The sequence below is a fragment of the Pseudomonas sp. LBUM1653 genome (assembly GCF_059716115.1).
Window position 1 is genome coordinate 1,495,207 of sequence record NZ_CP166803.1, and the last position, 20,231, is coordinate 1,515,437.

Here is a 20,231-nt window from a genome sequence, read left to right on the forward strand (position 1 = left end):
GCACGCAAGGCATTTTGGGCAACTTCGGTTGCCCTTTTTTTCGCCTGCGATTCCTTAAAGTTGTTGATCGTTCCCATGCTCCGCGTGGGAATGCCGCCCTGGACGCTCTGCGTCCACCTGTGACGCGGAGCGTCACGGGATTCATTCCCACGCAGAGCATGGGAACGATCTGGTGTTCACATTCAGGAAGGTAATAAAAAAGGCGCGGTCCTCACGGAGCGCGCCTTTTTCGTACAGCTGCCTATCAGCTACCGAGTGCCTTCGACGCCAGCCAGAACAGACCGGCCGACAGCGCCACCGTGGCTGGCAGGGTCAGGACCCAGGCCAGCAGGATGGTCTTGACGGTACCGCCTTGCAGGCCGCTTTTGTTGGCGACCATGGTGCCGGCTACACCCGAGGACAGGACGTGGGTGGTGGACACCGGCAGGCTGAAGATGTTGGCCATGCCGATCAGGCTCGCGGTGGTGATCTGCGCCGACATGCCCTGGGAATAGGTCATGCCTTGCTTGCCGATCTTCTCGCCGATGGTCAGTACCACGCGTTTCCAGCCAACCATGGTACCGAGGCCCAGGGCCAGTGCAACCGCCAGGATGACCCAGAACGGCGCGTATTCGGTGGTGGTGGTCAGGTCTTTGCGCAGCTTGTCCAGGTCAGCCTTTTCACGGGCGCCCAGGATTGGCAACTTGCTGACTTTCTTCGCCGTGTCGTCCAGGCACAACAGATAACGGCGTACTTCGATGCGGCTTTCCGACGACAGCGAGTGGTAGTCGGCTACGCCCTTCAGGGTGCCTAGCAGGGCATCGATGGTCGGTTCGGTCTGCTGCGGGTTGCAACGGAACTTCTCCGGCAGATCGCCTTCCAAGCTTTTGCCCAGGGCCAGGAACTCGCCCAGGGAGTCGGCGTTGCGCTTGTAGAACTGACTCAAGTGCAAGGTGGCGTCGCGGGTACGCTCGATCTGGTAGGTGGTGCTGTTCAGGTCGAGAACGAACTGCGCCGGCACAATACCGATCAGCACCAGCATGATCAGGCCGATACCTTTCTGACCATCATTGGAGCCGTGCACGAAGCTCACGGCCATGGCCGAGATCACCAGTACCAGGCGGTTCCAGAACGGCGGATGCTTCTTGTCGTCGATCTTGCGGCGCTGCTCCGGCGTCTTGTGCATCTTCGACAGCGGACGCCACCATTTAAGGCCGATCAATATCAGCGCGGCGATCAGGAAGCCTGCCATTGGCGAGAACACCAGCGACATGGCGATATCGATTGCCTTCTGCCAGTTCACTCCGTCGGCCAACGGAATATCGTTGATCAGGGCATTGGCCAGGCCTACGCCGAGGATCGAACCGATCAGCGTGTGGGAGCTGGAGGCCGGGATACCGAAGTACCAGGTGCCCAGGTTCCAGGTGATGGCCGCTGCGAGCAGCGAGAAAACCATTGCCAGGCCGTGGCCGGTGTTCACGTTGATCAGCAGTTCAACCGGTAGCAGGTGAACAATGGCATACGCCACGCCAACGCCACCGAGCAATACGCCGAGGAAATTGAACACACCGGAAAAGAACACCGCCAGATGTGGGGGCATGGCTTTGGTGTAGATAACAGTGGCTACCGCGTTAGCGGTGTCATGAAATCCATTGATGAACTCGAAGGCGAGGACAAAAGCCAGGGCGAGCAAGAGGCTCACAAGCACCCAAGCATCCAGTCCGCTGAATAAATCGATCATGAAGGTTTTCTGACCCGGTCATAAGGGGGCGCGATTATGCCAGAAAAGACTGGAAATCGATGCACCTGCTGCTCATTGGTAACATTCTTCAACGAATTATTTTGCAACGGTGCCCAAAACCCCGGCGAATTTACGGGTCTTGCAAGTGATTGAATTTCTTTGAAAAGCCCGCAGGCACAGGGGTTTGCCACACTTGTAGGGATTGTGAGTGTGCTTGTATGAAATTTCTGAAAAAAGGGTCAGATTCGAGCCTTCAACCTCGTCCGGTGGGCAAGGCGGCCGCTGCCCGCTCGTAGCGGGCGCAAAAGGCAACATCAGTACATCCCGCTTTTGACGGATGCAACCTGCAAGTATTCAAGCCCAGGCCATCATGGCTCCTCGGCTTTGAGTTCCTTTTCCATTTTTTCCAGTTCTTGCTTGAAAACCTGATCCTGAACGGTGGCGCGTTTGCGCCATGGCTTGCGTTCCGGTTCTGGCTGGGCGGCGTAGGTGGTGACTTCCCCGCCGTAAACATCCTTGTAACGTTGTTCCTGGCGCTCAAGTTCCGCGCGCAGTTCGTCTTTTGTCACGGTGCTACCTGATTGAGTTGAGTTGAATTCTGGTGAAACGCGCTGCACCTGATGTATTGAGCGCACGCGTCGAAAGCAAAAAGCCTTTGCAGGCATCGTTTTTGCGACAGTGCGACCATTACTTCCATGTTGCAGGCGGCCACGGCACCAGAGATAAACAGCTGACGTAGCATCAGATCCTGTTTCAGCGAGCGCGTTGGCGCGATGCAGATGCAGTCGGCGTCAGGTGCTTGCTGTGGAGAGCGGCGATGGAACATCGCGCCACCGGGTAGCGGGATCGGCTAATAAAAATCCGAATGGCTACTGAATTACATTATAGCGAGCGATTTACAGAACACTATCACGATAGAGTTAAAAGTGGATCTTGATGTGTGATTGTTTTTTTACCCATAACCTTTACTGGCAACTAGGACACCGGATGATGCCACTGTACGGCGATGCCTTTCTGGCGCCATTAAGTCGCACAACTTAAGACAGTTAAATTGCGCCTTGAAGTCTGCACTGGCGCCTGCGCAAAAACATGTATTGATAGCTGCATGGCCGGTCGCATCATGAACGGCATGGATTGCGATTATCGAGCGATGGTTCGATAATCGCCCAATGTTGCTGGGCCAGGCTTGTGTTACCTACTGCCAGTGTCCTGTAATAGCTCGCCGATCCGTCCGGGAAAAGGACCTTACATGAACGATCAACTGCGCAACTCCTTCGCTTCGGTGGCACCGCCGATCGTTGCTTCACCCGCCAAGCGGATCCAGGCCCTGACTGGTGATCCGGATTTCATGACCTCGCTGGCGCGTGGACTGGCCGTGGTGCAAGCCTTCCAGGAGCGCAAGCGGCACCTGACCATTGCCCAGATCAGCCATCGTACGGAAATTCCCCGCGCCGCGGTGCGACGTTGTCTGCACACGCTGATCAAACTCGGTTACGCCACGACCGATGGCCGTACGTATTCGTTGTTACCCAAAGTGCTGACCCTCGGCCATGCCTATGTGTCCTCGACGCCGCTGGCTGTTTCTGCGCAGCCCTACCTGGACCGCATGAGCGAGCAGCTCCATGAGGCCTGCAACATGGCCACCCTGGAAGGCGATGACATTTTATACATCGCCCGCTCGGCGACCACCCAGCGCCTGATTTCGGTCGACCTTTCGGTGGGCGGGCGCTTGCCGGCCTATTGCACGTCGATGGGCAGGATCCTGCTCGCCGCCCTGGATGACACTTCATTGCGCGAGTATCTCGACCACGCCGACCTGCAAGCCAAGACCAGTCGAACTATTCATACCCCCGAGGCATTGCTCGAATGCCTGCAAGAAGTGCGTCAACAGGGATGGTGCATCGTCGATCAAGAGCTGGAGCAGGGCCTGCGCTCCATTGCCGTCCCGGTGTATGACGCTTCCGGTCAGGTGGTCGCGGCCCTCAACGTCAGTACCCATGCCGGTCGGGTCAGCCGCAATGAGCTTGAGCAGCGTTTCCTGCCCGGCCTGTTGAGTGCCAGCCGCGACCTCAGCGCACAGTTGTTTGCCTAAGCTGTTCGATAATCGCACGGAGTCGCTTTTAGTGAATTGACGCTGTTTCCTGCGGATTATTACTGTCGCGGCTGCGCCAACCCCTCGGCTGGCACCTGTTCGACTGTGTACTTCTGCGTGGAATAAAAATAATGAATCAACCTCAGTCTGCTGTAGGAAACTGCCTCGACGTGCAGTCCTTCATCAACGCTCAACCCATTTCACGCTACCAGTGGCGCGTGGTAATCCTGTGTTTCCTGATTGTCTTCCTCGATGGCCTCGACACCGCGGCCATGGGGTTCATCGCCCCGGCCCTGTCACAGGACTGGGGCATCGACCGCGCCAGCCTGGGTCCGGTCATGAGTGCGGCGCTGATCGGCATGGTCTTCGGCGCATTGGGCTCCGGCCCTTTGGCTGACCGCTTCGGGCGAAAAGTCGTACTGGTGGGTGCCGTGTTCCTGTTCGGTGCATTCAGCCTGGCGTCGGCTTACAGCACCAATGTCGATCAGTTGCTGGTCTTGCGCTTCCTCACTGGCCTTGGGTTGGGTGCCGGGATGCCGAACGCCACCACGCTGCTGTCGGAATACACCCCGGAGCGCAAGAAATCCCTGCTGGTGACCAGCATGTTCTGCGGCTTCAATCTGGGCATGGCGGGTGGCGGATTCATTTCGGCCAAGTTGATTCCGGCTTTCGGCTGGCACAGCCTGCTGTTGATCGGCGGGATTCTGCCGTTGATCCTCGGCGTCGTGTTGCTGTTCTGGCTACCGGAATCGGCGCGCTATCTCGTCGTCCGTAACCGTGGCACCGACAAAGTGCGCAAGACGCTGGCACCCATCGACCCGACAGTGGTCGGCCAGGCTTCCAGCTTCAGCGTGCCGGAACAGAAAACCGTGAAGGCGCGCAACGTGTTTGCGGTGATCTTCTCCGGTACCTATCGCGCCGGTACGTTGTTGCTGTGGCTGACCTATTTCATGGGCCTGGTGATCGTTTACCTGCTGACAAGCTGGCTGCCGACCCTGATGCGCGACAGTGGCGCGAGCATGGAGCAGGCCGCGTTCATCGGCGCGCTGTTCCAGTTCGGCGGGGTGTTGAGCGCGGTGGGCGTAGGTTGGGCGATGGACCGCTTCAATCCGCACAAAGTCATCGGCACGTTCTACCTGCTGGCGGGCATATTCGCCTACGCGGTTGGGCAGAGCCTGGGCAATATCACCCTCCTGGCGACCCTGGTGTTGGTGGCAGGCATGTGTGTCAACGGTGCGCAATCGGCGATGCCGTCGCTGGCGGCACGGTTTTATCCGACTCAAGGGCGTGCTACCGGGGTGTCGTGGATGCTTGGGATTGGCCGCTTCGGCGCGATCCTTGGCGCATGGATGGGCGCGACGCTGCTTGGGCTGGGCTGGAATTTCGAGCAAGTGTTGACGGCACTGGTGATTCCGGCGGCTTTGGCGACTGCGGCGGTGGTAATCAAGGGTGTGGTCAGTCATGCGGATGCGACCTGATCATGGCTTGAAATAGCGGTGTAGCAGCAAAGATCGCAGGCGACACAAAACGATAGCTGACCAACAATGTGTTCGATAATCGAACACTCAGTCGATTATCGGATTGTTTGGCGTATATCAGGGGCTTAATCTTTAACCATTCCGGCGCTGCGCATCGGCGCCTTTTCCACCACGTTGGTTAATAACAAATGGGAGCCTGCCCCAATGGCTGAAATTCTTTCGCTGCACGACGCGGTGAAGCAATTCGTGAACGACGGCGATACGGTCGCACTCGAAGGCTTTACTCACCTGATCCCGACAGCGGCGGGTCACGAAATCATTCGTCAGGGCAAGAAAGACCTGACCCTGGTGCGGATGACCCCTGACCTGATCTACGATCAGTTGATCGGTGCCGGTTGTGCTCGCAAGCTGATTTTCTCCTGGGGTGGCAACCCTGGCGTCGGTTCGTTGCATCGTCTGCGTGACGCCGTCGAGAAGCAGTGGCCCCACGCCCTGGAAATTGAAGAACACAGCCACGCCGACCTGGCCAACGCCTATGTCGCCGGCGCTTCGGGCCTGCCGTTCGCGGTGCTGCGTGCGTACGCCGGTTCCGACCTGCCGAAGGTCAACCCGCTGATCAAGTCCGTCACCTGCCCGTTCACCGGCGAAGTGCTGGCCGCCGTGCCTTCGGTACGCCCGGACATCACCGTGATTCACGCGCAAAAAGCCGACCGCAAGGGCAACGTGCTGTTGTGGGGCATTCTCGGCGTACAGAAAGAAGCTGCGCTGGCTGCCAAGCGCTGCATCGTCACCGTTGAGGAAATCGTCGACGACCTCAACGCGCCGATGAACTCCTGTGTGCTGCCAACCTGGGCACTGAGCGCGGTTTGCCACGTCCCTGGCGGCGCGCATCCGTCTTACGCCCACGGTTACAACGAGCGTGACAACCGTTTCTACCAGGCTTGGGACCCAATTGCCCGCGACCGTGAAACCTTCACCGCGTGGATCAACGAGTACATCCATGGCAGCGCTGACTTCAGCGAGTTCCAGGCCAAACTGGCCGCCGCTTCGGAGGCGAAGTAATGACTTACACCACCAATGAAATGATGACCGTCGCCGCCGCCCGCCGCCTGAAGAACGGTTCTGTATGCTTCGTGGGCATCGGCCTGCCGTCGAAAGCGGCCAACCTGGCGCGCCTGACTTCCTCGCCGGACGTGGTCCTGATCTACGAATCGGGCCCGATCGGCGCCAAGCCGAGCGTACTGCCACTGTCGATCGGTGACGGTGAACTGGCGGAAACCGCTGATACCGTGGTCCCGACCGGTGAGATTTTCCGCTACTGGCTGCAGGGCGGGCGTATCGACGTCGGTTTCCTCGGCGCTGCGCAAGTCGACCGTTTCGGCAACATCAACACTACCGTGGTCGGTGATTACCACGCACCGAAAGTGCGTCTGCCGGGTGCCGGTGGCGCGCCGGAGATTGCCGGTTCCGCCAAGAGCGTGCTGATCATCCTCAAGCAGTCGGCGCGTTCCTTCGTCGACAAACTCGACTTCATCACTTCGGTCGGCCATGGCGAGGGCGGTGATTCACGCAAGCGTCTGGGCCTGCCGGGCGCAGGTCCAGTGGGGATCATTACCGACCTGTGCATCATGGAGCCGGAAGCCGGCACCCATGAATTCGTGGTCACTGCATTGCACCCGGGCGTGACCCGCGAGCAAGTGGTCGCCGCGACCGGTTGGCCAATCCGCTTTGCCGACAGTGTCGACACCAGCGCCGAGCCGACCGAGGTCGAGCTGACCGCTCTGCGTGATCTCGAAGCCCGCACCGCAGCGGCCCACGGCCAAGCACCGGGAGAAGCGTGATGCGTGAGGTTTATATCTGCGATGCGATTCGCACCCCCATCGGCCGTTTCGGTGGTGGCCTGGCGGCGGTTCGCGCCGACGACCTGGCCGCCGTGCCGATCAAGGCACTGATGGAGCGTAACCCGTCGGTGGACTGGAATGCAGTGGACGAAGTGTTCCTCGGCTGCGCCAACCAGGCCGGTGAAGACAACCGCAACGTGGCGCGCATGGCGCTGCTGCTGGCGGGTCTGCCGGAGACCATTCCGGGTGTGACGCTCAATCGCCTTTGCGCTTCGGGCATGGATGCCATCGGCACCGCGTTCCGTGCCATCGCCAGTGGCGAAATGGAGCTGGCGATTGCCGGTGGCGTCGAGTCGATGTCCCGCGCGCCGTTCGTGATGGGCAAGGCCGACGCCGCGTTCTCGCGCAACATGAAGCTGGAAGACACCACCATCGGCTGGCGCTTCATCAACCCGTTGATGAAAGCCCAGTACGGTGTGGATGCGATGCCGCAGACCGCCGACAACGTCGCCGACGATTACCAGGTGTCCCGCGAAGACCAGGACGCGTTCGCCTTGCGCAGTCAGCAACGCACCGCAGCCGCACAAGCCGCGGGCTTTTTCGCCGAAGAAATCGTCGAAGTGCGCATCGCCCACAAGAAGGGTGAAACCGTGGTCAGCCAGGACGAACATCCTCGCGCCGACACCACCCTGGAAGCCTTGACCAGACTCAAGCCGGTCAATGGTCCCGACAAAACCGTCACTGCTGGCAACGCTTCGGGTGTCAACGATGGCGCCGCCGCGTTGATCCTGGCTTCGGCCGAAGCAGTGAAAAAACACGGTCTAACCGCCCGCGCCAAAGTGCTGGGCATGGCCAGCGCCGGTGTCGCCCCACGGGTGATGGGTATCGGCCCGGTACCGGCCGTGCGCAAACTGATTGAACGCCTCGGTGTGGCAGTCAGCGATTTCGATGTGATCGAACTCAACGAAGCCTTCGCCAGCCAGGGCCTGGCGGTGCTGCGTGAACTGGGGATCGCCGACGACGCGGCCCAGGTCAACCCCAATGGTGGCGCGATTGCCTTAGGCCATCCGTTGGGCATGAGCGGCGCGCGGTTGGTGCTGACCGCGTTGCATCAGCTGGAAAAAACCGGTGGCAAGAAAGGTCTGGCGACCATGTGCGTCGGTGTCGGCCAGGGTCTGGCCCTGGCGATCGAACGCGTCTGACGCGCTCGAAAAGACTTATAAGAACTGAGGAATGTTTCATGACTGACAAGCCTGGTTACCGTCGCCCGCAGGAAGGCACTCAGCCCGCGTACCTGCACCCGACCTATCAATCCACCAACCTGCGCTCGCCGTCCAAACCGTTGGTGTTCTTGCCGCATTCGCTGTCGGAAATCACCGGTCCTACCGTCGGCGCCGAGCGCATCAACGAGAAGGACAACGACCTGACCGCCCAGCACGAGGGGCAGCCTCAGGGTGAGCGCATCATCGTCCATGGCCGTGTGCTGGATGAAAACGGTCTGCCGGTGCCGGGGATTCTGGTGGAGATCTGGCAGGCCAACGCCGCCGGTCGCTACAACCATGCCCGTGACCTGCACGACGCGCCGCTGGACCCGAACTTCACCGGCACCGGCCGCACCGTGACTGACGCCGATGGCTGGTACCAGTTCCAGACCATCAAGCCCGGCGCGTATCCGTGGGGTAACCACCACAACGCCTGGCGTCCGGCGCACATCCATTTCTCGCTGTTCGGGCCGAGCATCCTGACGCGCCTGGTCACCCAGATGTATTTCCCGGGGGATCCGCTGCTGGCGTACGACCCGATCTACAACTGCGTGCCCGATACCCGCGCCAAAGAGCGTTTGATCGCCACGTTCGATCTTGAAAAAACCATCCCTTCCTATGCCCTCGGTTATCGCTGGGACATCGTTTTGCGCGGCCGCGATGCCACGCCGATGGAGAAATAAGATGACGCTGACTGCGACCACGTCCCACACCGTCGGGCCGTACTACCACATCGGCCTGACCTGGCTGAATCGCGAAAACCTGACCGTCGAACAAACCCTGGGCGAGCGCGTGGCGATCACTGGGCAAGTGGTCGATGGCAACGGTGATGTCGTCAACGACGCGATGCTGGAAGTCTGGCAGGCCAACGCCGCCGGCAAATACGATCACCCTGAAGACGATCAGGACAAACCCCTGGACCCGAACTTCGAAGGCTTTGGCCGGGTGCCGGTGGACGCCGAAGGGCGCTTCCGCTTCACCACCATCAAGCCGGGCACGGTCGAAGGCCTCAAAGGCACGACCCAGGCACCGCATCTGGTGGTGCTGGTGTTTGCCCGTGGCCTGGTGAAGCACTTGCTGACGCGGATCTACTTCGATGGCGAACCGGCCAATGTTTCGGACCCGCTGCTCGAATGCGTGCCGGCCGAGCGCCGCAGTACCTTGCTGGCCAAGCAGGATGCGTCGGGTGTTTATCAGTGGAATGTGATTCTGCAGGGCACTGATGCGGAGACGGTGTTTTTCGATTATTGAGTGAACATCGCAAATCCTGTAGGAGCCGGCTTGCTGCGGGCTCCTACAGGGGTAACTGCGTAGGCCAAGCATCTGCGAAATGGGGCTGTGGCAAAGTATGTCTAGACTCTCACAGACCCAAGCAAGCGAAGTATTTGCATCACGACCATTGATCTACACAAGCGGGCCCGCCCGCGCCTCCAGGGACTGTTTATGAACGAGCGACCGGGCAATCAATTGTTCGATGCCTATTTCACTGCCCGCGACATGCGCGAAGTGTTCTGCGATCAGGGCCGGGTCCAGGCCATGCTCGATTTCGAAGCGGCACTGGCCCGGGCCGAAGCACGGGTCGGCCTGATTCCGCACACGGCGGTCGCGGCGATCGAAGCGGCCTGCCAGGCCGGGCATTACGATTTTGCTGTCCTCGGCGAGGCGATTGCCACGGCGGGTAATTCGGCGATCCCGTTGGTCAAGGCGTTGGGCAAGCAGATCGCCGCGAGCGATGCGCAAGCCGAACGCTATGTGCATCTGGGCGCCACCAGTCAGGACGTGATGGACAGCGGCCTCGTGTTGCAATTGCGCCGGGCGCTCGAATTGATCGACAGCGATCTGGCGCAACTGGGCGAAACCCTCGCCACCCAGGCCCAATGTTATGTGGCCACGCCACTGGCCGGGCGCACCTGGTTGCAACACGCGACGCCGGTCACCCTCGGCATGAAGATCGCCGGTTGGCTGGGGGCGGTTACCCGTAGTCGGCAGCGTCTGCTCGAACTCAAACCGCGTCTGCTGGTGCTTCAATTCGGCGGCGCTTCCGGAACCCTCGCGGCCCTCGGTGAGCAGGCGATGCCGATTGCCCAGGCGCTGGCCGAGGAGCTGCAACTGAGCTTGCCCGACCAGCCCTGGCACACCCAGCGAGATCGCCTGGTGGAATTTGGATCGGTACTCGGTTTGATCGCCGGTAGCCTCGGCAAACTCGGTCGCGATATCAGCTTGTTGATGCAGACCGAAGCTGCCGAGGTGTTCGAGCCTTCGGCGCCGGGCAAGGGCGGTTCCTCGACCATGCCGCATAAACGCAACCCAGTCGGCGCGGCGGTGCTGATTGGCGCGGCGACGCGCGTGCCGGGCCTGCTTTCGACGCTATTCAGCGCCATGCCGCAGGAGCACGAGCGCAGCCTGGGGCTGTGGCATGCCGAGTGGGAAACCCTGCCGGAGATTTGCTGCCTGGTGTCCGGCAGCCTCAAGCAAGCGCTGTTGGTCACGGGTGGGCTGGAAGTGGACGCCGAACGCATGGCCCGCAATCTCGATCTGACCCAGGGCCTGGTGCTCGCCGAAGCGGTGAGTATCGTCCTCGCACAAAGGGTCGGCCGCGACACCGCGCATCACCTGTTGGAGCAATGCTGCAAACGCGCCGTGGCCGAACAACGGCATCTGCGCGCCGTACTCGGCGACGAACCGCAAGTGACCGCCGAGCTGTCGGCCGCTGAACTCGATCATCTGCTGGACCCCGCCCATTATCTCGGTCAGGCCCGTACCTGGGTCGAGCGAGCGGTGGCTGAACATTCTGCACTGACTGCCTGAAGGAGACTGCTGTGGCTTTCGTACAACTCGCCGATGGCGAACTGCACTACCAAATTCAAGGGCCGCAACTCGATGGGCCGGTCGATGCGCCGGTACTGGTGCTGTCCAACTCGCTGGGCACCGACCTGCATATGTGGGACGCGCAGATTCCGGCGTTTACCGAGCATTTCCGCGTGCTGCGTTTCGACACCCGTGGTCACGGCCAATCGCTGGTGACCCCGGGCCCTTACAGCATCGAACAACTTGGCCGTGATGTATTGGCACTGCTGGATGCCTTGCACATCGAACGTGCGCATTTCTGTGGCCTGTCCATGGGTGGGCTGATCGGGCAATGGCTGGGGATTAATGCTGGCGAGCGCCTGAATAAGCTGATCGTGTGCAACACGGCGGCGAAAATCGGCGATCCGTCGATCTGGAACCCGCGTATCGAAACCGTGCTGCGTGACGGTCAGGCGGCCATGGTCGCCTTGCGCGATGCATCGATTGCACGCTGGTTCACCCCGGACTTCTCCGAAGCCAATCCGGCGGCGGCCAAGCAGATTACCGACATGCTCGCGGCCACTTCGCCTGAAGGCTATGCGGCCAATTGCGCGGCGGTGCGTGATGCAGACTTCCGCGATCAGTTGTCCTCGATCAAGGTGCCGCTGCTGGTGGTTGCCGGGACTGAAGACGCAGTCACGCCGCCATCCGGTGGGCATTTCATTCAGGAACATGTGCCGGGTGCCGAGTACGCCGAGTTCTATGCGGCGCACTTGTCCAATGTCCAGGCAGGCAGCGCGTTCAGCGAGCGGGTACTGGCGTTTTTGTCGGCTAATTAAGGGGATTGTTGTGGACGAGAAACAACGTTACGACGAGGGCATGAAAGTCCGTCGCGCGGTACTGGGCGACGCCCATGTCGATCGCAGCCTGACCACCCTGACCGAGTTCAACTCGGGGTTCCAGGAAATGATCACCCGCCACGCCTGGGGTGATATCTGGACTCGCCCTGGCCTGCCGCGCCACACCCGCAGCCTGATCACCATCGCCATGCTGATCGGCATGAACCGTGAGGGTGAACTCAAACTGCACCTGCGCGCCGCCGCCAACAACGGCGTGAGCCGTGGCGAGATCAAGGAAGTGATCATGCAGAGCGCGATCTACTGCGGCATCCCGGCGGCCAACGCGACGTTCCACCTGGCCGAGTCGGTGTGGGATGAGTTGGGGGTTGAATCGCGGGAGTGATCCCGGCGATATGTGGTGCCTGATCTGACGCCTTCGCGAGCAGGCTCGCTCCCACAGTTAACCGAGTTTTTCCTGAAGGAATGCGGTCGAATGTGGGAGCGAGCCTGCTCGCGAAGGCGTACTTGAGGTTTACAACAGGCTGATCGGGTAACTGATGATCACGCGGTTCTCATCGAACTCGTTGTTGCTGTAGTCGCGGCGCATCGTCGAGTTGCGCCATTTCACATTCAGGTCTTTCAGCGCACCGCTCTGCACGGTGTAGCCCAGTTCACTTTCACGACCCCATTCCTTGCCATCGGTGATCGTGCCGGTGTGGACGTTGTCGCCGCTGATATAGCGGTTCATCAGGGTCAGCCCCGGCACGCCAACGGCAACGAAGTTGTAGTCGTGGCGCACTTGCCAGGATTTTTCCCGGGCGTTGTCGTAACTGGAGTTGTAGCTGTCGTTGGCCAGGGTGCCGCCGCTGGTGCCGTTGACCCGCATCCACGGGCTGTCGCCGGTGAGTTTCTGCAGGCCGACGTAGAAGGTGTTGCCGCCGTACTTGGCCGAGAGCAGGCCGTACATGGTTTTGTTGTCCAGCTCGCCGGCCCGGGCGCTACCGTCATCCTTGCCGTAGAAAAACCCGAGATTGGCGCCCAAGGTCCAGGCGCCGATCGGTTGGCTGTGGGTCAGGTTGATGAATTGCTGGCTGTAGATGTCCTTGAGTTCGGCGTTCCACACTCCGATCTGGGTGCGTTTGTCGTTGAACAGGTACTCGCCGCCCTGGAAGTTGAAACGGTCGGAGGTGAACGCGGCTTTGCCGGTCATCGACATGTCGCTCATGCTGCTGTCGTCGCGCGGGCTGTTTTGTCGGAACTGGCCGCCGTACAGCGTCAGGCCGTCGAATTCCTTCGAGGTGATCTGACCGCCACGGAAGGTCTGCGGCAGCGAGCGACCGTCGTCCGAACGCAGGATTGGCAGCACCGGCATCCATTCGCCCACCTTCGCTTCGGTCTGCGACAGCTTGGCCTTGAACGCCACGTTGGTGCGGCCGAAGTTGTCGGCCGGGCGGCCGTCACTGTCCAGCGGCAGCAACTGGGTACCGCCAGTGCCTTTGCCGCCATCAAGTTTCACCGAGTACAGCCCCAGCACATCCATGCCGAAACCGACGGTGCCCTGGGTAAACCCGGACTTGGCGTCGAGAATGAAGCTTTGCGTCCACTCTTCGGCCTTGCCCTGGGCCTTGGTCGGGTTGGTGAAGTTGCGATTGATGTAGAAGTTGCGCAGGTTCAGGTTAACCTTGGCCCCTTCGACAAAACCCGACTCCTCGGCTTGGGCGGGCAGGGCTGCGCTCGCCAGGGCCAGGGCGATCAGACTGGGAACGAAATACTGCGCGGGAGAAGGCGTCATGGGCTCGGGTCTCTCTAATTCTTGGGGGTGAAACAAGGTGATGCCGCAACCCGGGGTTGCAGACGTGCAGTGGAAACAGGACAAACGAGGCGGATCAGCCGGAGAGGGCAGGGCGCGGGGGCATGGCATCGGACCTGTTGTTATTGGTTTTGTGGATCGGATGGTGCGATGTATGTACTAGATGGTTCAATCTGTAAATGCAGGTTATGGGCGATAATCGAACATAACCTGTAGTCGGATTTTGTGTGGCCTGTGCTGGCCTCATCGCGAGCAAGCTCGCTCCCACAGGGGGCTTTCTCTATGCATGAGATTTGAGCCAAACGACGATCCCTTGTGGGAGCGAGCTTGCTCGCGATGGGGCCACAACGGGCAACGCATATTTTCAGGCAGCCAACAAAAAGCCCACCAAAAGGCGGGCTTCGTGTTTTCACAGCGCTATCAGAACAACTTCAACTTCGGCGCTTCTTCTTTCAACGGCTCGTTCTTCGCCGTCTGTTCATTCCAGCCACCGCCCAGGGCCTTGTACAGGTTGACCTGGCTGACCAGTTGCGCCAGACGGTCGGTGATCAGTGCCTGTTGGGCGCTGAACAGCTGACGCTGGGCATCGAGGAAGGTCAGGTTACTGTCGACACCGATGCGGTAACGACGCTCGGCCAGACGGTAGTAGTCCTGGTTGGCATTGACGAAATCCTGCTGTGCCTGCAACTGCTGGACGTAGGTCTGGCGCGCGGCCAGGCCGTCGGCGACTTCCTGGAAGGCCGTTTGAATGGACTTCTCGTAGTTCGCCACGCCAATGTCTTTCTGGATTTTCGAGTAATCCAGGCTGGCGCGCAGGCTGCCGGCGTTGAAGATTGGCAGGTTGATCTGCGGCTGGAACAGCCAGGTACCCGAACCACCCTTGAACAGACCGGACAGGTCCGGGCTCAGGGTCCCGGCGTTGGCCGTCAGGCTGATGCTCGGGAAGAACGCCGCCCGCGCCGCGCCGATATTGGCGTTGGCGGCCTTGAGGTTGTACTCGGCTTGCAGGATGTCCGGACGACGCTGCAGCAAGTCCGACGGCAGGCCAGGTGGCACTTCGGCCAACAGATCGTCCGCCAGCGGTTTGGCCGCTTGCAGGTTGGCCGGGATGCCGGTGCCCAGCAGCAACACCAGGCTGTTTTCATCCTGGGCGACCTGACGGGTGTACTTGGCCAGTTGCGCACGGGCGTTTTCCACCGAGGTGCGCGACTGCGCCAGGTCCAGGGCCGAAGCGACCCCCACTTCGTTGCTGCGGGCGGTGAGCTTGTAGCTCTCCTCGAACGCGGCAAGGGTGTCCTGAGTCAGCTTGTACAGTTCCTTGTCGGCCTGCCAGGTCAGGTAGGCATTGGCCACGCTGGCCACCAGGCTGATCTGGGTGCTGCGGCGGCCTTCTTCGGTGGCGAAGTACTTCTGCAGGGCTTCTTCGTTCAGGCTGCGAATGCGGCCGAACATATCGAGTTCATAGGCACTGATGCCGACCGTGGCCGAGTAGGAACTGCTGATCCCGGCTTCACCGGTCTGCGAAGCGTCAGCCGGCAAGCGTTGGCGGCTGCCGGTACCGTTGGCCGAAACGGCCGGGAACAGATCGGCGCGCGAGATGCGGTATTGAGCCGCAAAAGCGTCGATGTTCAAGGCCGCGACACGCAGGTCACGGTTGTTTTCCAGGGATATCTGAATCAGCTGCTGCAGCGCCGGGTCATGGAAAAACTGCTTCCAGCCCTGCTCGGCAGCGGCCTGCGCCGGTGCCTGGGCCGGCGAATACGCCGGGCCCTGCGGGTATTGACCTGCCACCGGTGCTTGCGGCTGCTGATAGTCAGGTATCAGCGAGCAGCCACCGAGCACGAAGGCGGCGACTGCCAGGGAGAGTAGCGACTTGCTCATTAGCCAGCCTCTTTAGGAGTTTCAGTAGCGTCTTCCTGGTCGACGTTTTTACGCTGACCCATGGCCGACACGGTGACGAAGAACAGTGGGACCCAGAAGATCGCCAGAACGGTTGCCGTGATCATACCGCCAATTACACCGGTGCCGATGGCATGCTGGCTACCGGAACCTGCGCCCGTGGATATCGCCAGGGGTACCACACCGAGAACGAACGCGAGCGAGGTCATGATGATCGGTCGCAGACGCATGCGGCAGGCTTCGATGGCCGCCTCGCGCAGGCTGCGCCCTTGTTCGTGCAGTTCCTTGGCGAATTCGACGATCAGGATGGCGTTTTTCGCCGCCAGGCCGATGGTCGTCAACAAGCCCACCTGGAAGTACACGTCGTTGGACAGGCCGCGCAGGCTGGTGGCCATCAGCGCACCGATGATCCCCAGCGGCACCACCAACATCACCGCGATCGGAATCGACCAGCTTTCATAGAGTGCCGCCAGGCACAGGAACACCATCAGCAACGACAGGGCGTACAGCGCTGGCGCTTGCGAACCGGACAGACGTTCCTCGTAGGACAGACCGGTCCAGGAAATACCGACACCGGCCGGCAGTTTCTTGGCGATGGCTTCGACTTCGGCCATGGCTTCACCGGTGGAGTAACCCGGTGCCGGAGCGCCGAGGATTTCCACCGCTTCCACGCCGTTGTAACGGGCCAGTTTCGGCGATCCGTAAATCCACTCACCCTTGGCGAACGCCGAGAACGGAACCATGGTGCCGACGCTATTGCGCACGTACCACTTCTTCAAGTCTTCAGGGCTCATGCGTGCACCGGGCTGGCCTTGCACGTAAACCTTCTTCACCCGACCACGGTCGATGAAGTCGTTGACGTAGCTACTGCCCAGGGCGATCGACAAGGTGTTGTTGATGTCGGCGATGGTAATGCCCAGGGCACTGGCCTTCTCGTCGTCGATTTCCAGCTGGTATTGCGGCTCATCGTTCAGGCCGTTCGGACGCACCTGAGTCAGGATCTTGCTTTGCGCCGCCATGCCGAGGAACTGGTTACGGGCTTCCATCAGCTTGTCGTGACCAATACCGGCGCGGTCCTGCAGGAACACGTCGAAACCGGTGGCGTTACCCAATTCCAGTACCGCCGGTGGCGCGAAGGCAAACACCATGGCGTCACGGAAGGTGAAGAAGTGTTGCTGGGCACGGGCTGCGACCTTGAACACGCTGTTGTCAGCGTTACGATCTTCCCATGGGCGCAGCATAATGAACGCCATGCCCGAACTCTGGCCACGGCCGGCGAAGTTGAAGCCGGTCACGGTAAATACCGAGTTCACCGCATCGCCTTCACCGCCATCCTTGCCCGGACGCAGCAGGAATTCCCGCATTTCGTCCACCACCACCTGGGTGCGCTGGGACGTCGAGCCGGCCGGCGTCTGTACTTGGGCGAACAGTACGCCCTGGTCTTCTTCCGGCAGGAACGCGGTTGGAATGCGGGTGAACAGCCAGATCATGCCGACGACGATGATGATGTAGGCCAGCAGGTACGGCGCCTTGTGCGTGAGCATGCTGCCCACGCCACGCTCGTAGCTTTTGACGCCGCGGTCGAAGTTGCGGTTGAACCAGCCGAAGAAGCCGCGTTTCGGGGTGTGGTGCTCGCCTTTCGGAATCGGCTTGAGCATGGTGGCGCAAAGCGCCGGCGTGAAGATCAGTGCAACCAGTACCGACAGGGCCATGGCCGAGACGATGGTGATCGAGAACTGCTTGTAGATCACACCGGTGGAACCGCTGAAGAAGGCCATTGGCAGCAGAACCGCCGACAGCACCAGGGCGATACCCACCAGTGCACCCTGGATCTGGCCCATGGATTTCTTGGTGGCTTCCTTGGGCGACAGGCCTTCTTCGCTCATGACCCGTTCGACGTTTTCCACCACGACGATGGCGTCATCCACCAGCAAGCCGATGGCCAGCACCATACCGAACATGGTCAGGGTGTTGATGCTGAACCCGGCCGCCGCGAGGATGCCGAATGTACCGAGCAATACCACCGGCACGGTCATCGTGGTGATGATGGTGGCGCGGAAGTTCTGCAGGAACAGGAACATCACCAGGAACACCAGCGCAACCGCTTCGACCAGGGTGTGAACCACGCCCTTGATCGATTCGGTCACCACCGGCGTGGTGTCGTACGGGAACACCACTTCCATGCCTTCGGGGAAGAACGGCTTGAGGTTGTCGATGGTCGTGCGCAATGCCTTGGCGGTATCCAGGGCATTGGCGCCGGTGGCCAGCTTCACGGCCAGGCCAGACGCCGGGGCGCCGTTGAACTGGGCGTTGATGCTGTAGTTCTCGCCACCCAGACCGACCTCGGCGACATCTTTGAGGCGAACCTGGGAGCCGTCCTTGTTGACCTTGAGCAGAATCTTGTTGAATTGCTCCGCGGTCTGCAGGCGGGTCTTGCCGATGATCGTCGCGTTCAGCTGGGTGCCGGGCAGGGCCGGCAAGCCGCCGAGCTGGCCGGAGGACACCTGGACGTTCTGTGCGGCGATGGCGGTTTTGACGTCGACCGGGGTCAGGTTGAAATTGTTCAACTTGGCCGGGTCGAGCCAGATGCGCATGGCGTATTGCGAACCGAATACCTGGAAGTCGCCGACACCGGCGGTCCGCGAGATCGGGTCCTGCATGTTGGAGACGATGTAGTTGGACAGGTCGTCCTTGGTCATGCTGCCGTCACGCGAAACCACGCCGATCACCAGCAGGAAGTTCTTCACTGCCTTGGTCACGCGGATACCTTGCTGCTGCACTTCTTGCGGCAACAGCGGGGTGGCCAGGTTCAGCTTGTTCTGGACCTGAACCTGCGCGGTATCGGAGTTGGTACCTTGCTCAAAGGTCGCGGTAATGGTCATGGTGCCATCGGAGTTACTTTCCGAAGACACATAACGCAAATTGTCGATACCGTTGAGCTGTTGCTCGATCACCTGAACCACGGTGTCCTGCACGGTTTGCGCAGAAGCGCCCGGGTAAGTCACGGAAATGGCGATGGCCGGTGGCGCAATGCTCGGGTATTGGTTGATCGGCAGCTTGAGGATCGATAGAGCCCCGACCAGCATGATCACCAGGGCGATTACCCAGGCGAAAATCGGACGGTCGATGAAGAATTTTGACATGAATTACTCCCCTTTGCCGCTGGAAGCCTGCTCAGCTGGCTTGGCGGGGGCCGGGTCTTTTGCGCCTACGTTGGTCGCGTCAGTGGCCTTGACTTCGATACCAGGTTTGACGAATTGCAGGCCTTCGGTGATCAGGCGATCGCCGGCCTTCAGGCCGTCCTCGATCAGCCATTGGTTGCCGACGGTACGGTTAGCCTTGAGCTGACGCAGTTCGACCTTGTTGTCGGGGCCCACGACCAATGCGGTCGGCGTGCCTTTGAGGTCGCGGGTGACACCTTGCTGCGGAGCCAGGATCGCGGCGCTGTTCACACCGGCCTGCAACTGGGCGTGCACGAACATGCCCGGCAGAAGGGTGTGCTCAGGGTTCGGGAACACGGCGCGCAGCGTCACGGAGCCGGTGGTCTGGTCAACCGAGACCTCGGAGAACTCCAGCTTGCCGTCGAGTTTGTACTGGCTGCCATCCTCGAGGGTCAGTTTGACTTTCGCGGCGTTGTCGCCGGCCTTTTGCAGGCGACCGCTTTCCAGTTCGCGTCGCAGTTGCAGCAGTTCTACGGAGGACTGGGTGACGTCGACGTAGATCGGGTCAAGTTGCTGGATGACGGCCATCGCTTCGGTCTGGCCGTTGCTGACCAGCGCGCCTTCGGTGACCGACGAGCGACCGATCCGGCCGGTCAACGGCGCATACACCTTGGTGTAACGCACGTTGATCTGGGCCGATTGAAGTGCGGCTTCCGATTGCAGGCGGTTGGCCACAGCGGTGTCGTATTCCTGGCGGCTTACGGCCTGTTCGTCGACCAGTTGCTTGTAGCGGTCGGAGATCGACTTGGTCGAACGCAGGTTGGCTTCGGCGCTTTTCAGCGTAGCGTCGTAGACCGAGGGATCGATCTGATACAGCTGCTGGCCGGCCTTGACGTCGCCGCCTTCCTTGAACTGACGCTTGAGAATGATGCCGTTGACCTGTGGGCGAACTTCAGCAATGCGGAACGCACTGGTGCGACCCGGAAGTTCGGAAGTCAACGTAAACGTTTGCGTCTGCAGGGTGACAACGCCGACCTGAGGCGGTGGTGCGGCCGGAGCGGCTTCTTCCTTTTTACATCCGCTGAGCAGCGATGCCAGGGCGACGGCGGCGACCAGAGCGGTAACAGCTGGCTTGAATTGCATGAAAATCCTCGGGTCAGGCGCGAAAAAAAACGCACAAGAAAAGATTGAAGGTTAAAAAGTGGGGGCCGAGTGGATAAGTAGCATGCTAAGTAATATACTTACGTTCATGGCTGTTTGTAAAGACCTTGGACATGTACCCCAAGCCGTTACAAACGCCGTTGAAAGGTTCGAATCGTAGGTCCGGGGACGATACCCAAGA

At 60.5% G+C, this 20,231-nt stretch carries 17 protein-coding genes; 10 read left to right on the top strand and 7 right to left on the bottom strand.

All coding sequences use genetic code 11. The features are described from left to right. Window positions 1-244: 244 nt before the first annotated feature. From ACA054_RS06750 to ACA054_RS06760, 3 genes are all read right to left on the bottom strand, one after another. Window positions 245-1,720, bottom strand: a complete 1,476-nt coding sequence (locus ACA054_RS06750) for an inorganic phosphate transporter (RefSeq protein WP_008056861.1) — start codon at window positions 1,718-1,720, stop codon at window positions 245-247. 368 nt (window positions 1,721-2,088) lie between these two features. Beyond that, on the bottom strand, window positions 2,089-2,289 hold the full coding sequence (locus ACA054_RS06755) for a hypothetical protein (protein ID WP_224541985.1): 201 nt from the start codon (window positions 2,287-2,289) through the stop codon (window positions 2,089-2,091). Then, window positions 2,286-2,546: a hypothetical protein gene (locus tag ACA054_RS06760; RefSeq protein WP_497688706.1), complete on the bottom strand. Its 261-nt coding sequence runs from the start codon at window positions 2,544-2,546 to the stop codon at window positions 2,286-2,288. The genes ACA054_RS06755 and ACA054_RS06760 overlap by 4 nt, the downstream gene beginning before the upstream one ends. A gap of 423 nt (window positions 2,547-2,969) precedes the next feature. Here ACA054_RS06760 and pcaR point away from each other — a divergent pair, with 423 nt between their 5' ends. The 10 genes from pcaR to pcaC all read left to right on the top strand — a co-directional run bounded on the left by pcaR (window position 2,970) and on the right by pcaC (window position 12,422). Continuing rightward, complete coding sequence (gene pcaR, locus ACA054_RS06765) at window positions 2,970-3,812, top strand: pca regulon transcriptional regulator PcaR (protein WP_150769781.1); 843 nt, start codon at window positions 2,970-2,972, stop codon at window positions 3,810-3,812. Between the two features lie 131 nt (window positions 3,813-3,943). Then, entirely contained in the window at window positions 3,944-5,290 is a 1,347-nt protein-coding gene (gene pcaK, locus ACA054_RS06770; protein ID WP_497688707.1) for a 4-hydroxybenzoate transporter PcaK, read from the top strand. Between the two features lie 204 nt (window positions 5,291-5,494). Then, complete coding sequence (locus tag ACA054_RS06775) at window positions 5,495-6,352, top strand: CoA transferase subunit A (protein ID WP_008054173.1); 858 nt, start codon at window positions 5,495-5,497, stop codon at window positions 6,350-6,352. Next, entirely contained in the window at window positions 6,352-7,131 is a 780-nt protein-coding gene (locus ACA054_RS06780) for a CoA-transferase subunit beta (protein WP_497638354.1), read from the top strand. Before ACA054_RS06775 ends, ACA054_RS06780 begins: the two co-directional genes overlap by 1 nt. After that, window positions 7,128-8,333: a 3-oxoadipyl-CoA thiolase gene (gene pcaF / locus ACA054_RS06785; RefSeq protein WP_497688708.1), complete on the top strand. Its 1,206-nt coding sequence runs from the start codon at window positions 7,128-7,130 to the stop codon at window positions 8,331-8,333. Before ACA054_RS06780 ends, pcaF begins: the two co-directional genes overlap by 4 nt. A gap of 38 nt (window positions 8,334-8,371) precedes the next feature. Next, a complete protein-coding gene (gene pcaH / locus ACA054_RS06790; protein WP_497688709.1) occupies window positions 8,372-9,076 on the top strand; it encodes a protocatechuate 3,4-dioxygenase subunit beta in 705 nt (234 codons plus the stop codon). 1 nt (window position 9,077) lies between these two features. Further along, window positions 9,078-9,644, top strand: coding sequence for a protocatechuate 3,4-dioxygenase subunit alpha (gene pcaG, locus ACA054_RS06795; protein WP_497688710.1), 567 nt, complete (start codon window positions 9,078-9,080; stop codon window positions 9,642-9,644). A 192-nt stretch (window positions 9,645-9,836) separates the two neighbouring features. Further along, complete coding sequence (locus ACA054_RS06800; protein WP_497688711.1) at window positions 9,837-11,201, top strand: 3-carboxy-cis,cis-muconate cycloisomerase; 1,365 nt, start codon at window positions 9,837-9,839, stop codon at window positions 11,199-11,201. An 11-nt stretch (window positions 11,202-11,212) separates the two neighbouring features. After that, window positions 11,213-12,019 (top strand): 3-oxoadipate enol-lactonase, encoded by an 807-nt coding sequence (gene pcaD / locus ACA054_RS06805; RefSeq protein ID WP_497688712.1) that lies wholly within the window; start codon window positions 11,213-11,215, stop codon window positions 12,017-12,019. 10 nt (window positions 12,020-12,029) lie between these two features. After that, window positions 12,030-12,422 (top strand): 4-carboxymuconolactone decarboxylase, encoded by a 393-nt coding sequence (gene pcaC, locus ACA054_RS06810; protein WP_497688713.1) that lies wholly within the window; start codon window positions 12,030-12,032, stop codon window positions 12,420-12,422. Between the two features lie 129 nt (window positions 12,423-12,551). On the opposite strand, the gene ACA054_RS06815 is transcribed toward pcaC, so the two are convergent. From ACA054_RS06815 to emhA, 4 genes are all read right to left on the bottom strand, one after another. After that, the gene (locus ACA054_RS06815) at window positions 12,552-13,811 is read right to left on the bottom strand and encodes an OprD family porin (RefSeq protein WP_497688714.1); all 1,260 of its coding nucleotides are present in this window, start codon (window positions 13,809-13,811) and stop codon (window positions 12,552-12,554) included. A gap of 438 nt (window positions 13,812-14,249) precedes the next feature. Then, complete coding sequence (emhC, locus tag ACA054_RS06820) at window positions 14,250-15,710, bottom strand: efflux RND transporter outer membrane subunit EmhC (RefSeq protein ID WP_497688715.1); 1,461 nt, start codon at window positions 15,708-15,710, stop codon at window positions 14,250-14,252. Then, window positions 15,710-18,871, bottom strand: coding sequence for an efflux RND transporter permease subunit EmhB (emhB, locus tag ACA054_RS06825; protein ID WP_497688716.1), 3,162 nt, complete (start codon window positions 18,869-18,871; stop codon window positions 15,710-15,712). Before emhB ends, emhC begins: the two co-directional genes overlap by 1 nt. A 3-nt stretch (window positions 18,872-18,874) precedes the next feature. Further along, a complete protein-coding gene (gene emhA, locus ACA054_RS06830; RefSeq protein ID WP_497688717.1) occupies window positions 18,875-20,032 on the bottom strand; it encodes an efflux RND transporter periplasmic adaptor subunit EmhA in 1,158 nt (385 codons plus the stop codon). Window positions 20,033-20,231 lie beyond the last annotated feature (199 nt).

Bases quoted from the DNA above. Each gene is read 5' to 3' on its own strand.
- ACA054_RS06750 (WP_008056861.1), bottom strand. From the start codon at position 1,720: ATGATCGATTTATTCAGCGGACTGGATGCTTGGGTGCTTGTGAGCCTC.
- ACA054_RS06760 (WP_497688706.1), bottom strand. From the start codon at position 2,546: ATGTTCCATCGCCGCTCTCCACAGCAAGCACCTGACGCCGACTGCATC.
- pcaR (WP_150769781.1), top strand. From the start codon at position 2,970: ATGAACGATCAACTGCGCAACTCCTTCGCTTCGGTGGCACCGCCGATC.
- pcaK (WP_497688707.1), top strand. From the start codon at position 3,944: ATGAATCAACCTCAGTCTGCTGTAGGAAACTGCCTCGACGTGCAGTCC.
- ACA054_RS06775 (WP_008054173.1), top strand. From the start codon at position 5,495: ATGGCTGAAATTCTTTCGCTGCACGACGCGGTGAAGCAATTCGTGAAC.
- ACA054_RS06780 (WP_497638354.1), top strand. From the start codon at position 6,352: ATGACTTACACCACCAATGAAATGATGACCGTCGCCGCCGCCCGCCGC.
- pcaH (WP_497688709.1), top strand. From the start codon at position 8,372: ATGACTGACAAGCCTGGTTACCGTCGCCCGCAGGAAGGCACTCAGCCC.
- pcaG (WP_497688710.1), top strand. From the start codon at position 9,078: ATGACGCTGACTGCGACCACGTCCCACACCGTCGGGCCGTACTACCAC.
- ACA054_RS06800 (WP_497688711.1), top strand. From the start codon at position 9,837: ATGAACGAGCGACCGGGCAATCAATTGTTCGATGCCTATTTCACTGCC.
- ACA054_RS06815 (WP_497688714.1), bottom strand. From the start codon at position 13,811: ATGACGCCTTCTCCCGCGCAGTATTTCGTTCCCAGTCTGATCGCCCTG.
- emhC (WP_497688715.1), bottom strand. From the start codon at position 15,710: ATGAGCAAGTCGCTACTCTCCCTGGCAGTCGCCGCCTTCGTGCTCGGT.
- emhB (WP_497688716.1), bottom strand. From the start codon at position 18,871: ATGTCAAAATTCTTCATCGACCGTCCGATTTTCGCCTGGGTAATCGCC.
- emhA (WP_497688717.1), bottom strand. From the start codon at position 20,032: ATGCAATTCAAGCCAGCTGTTACCGCTCTGGTCGCCGCCGTCGCCCTG.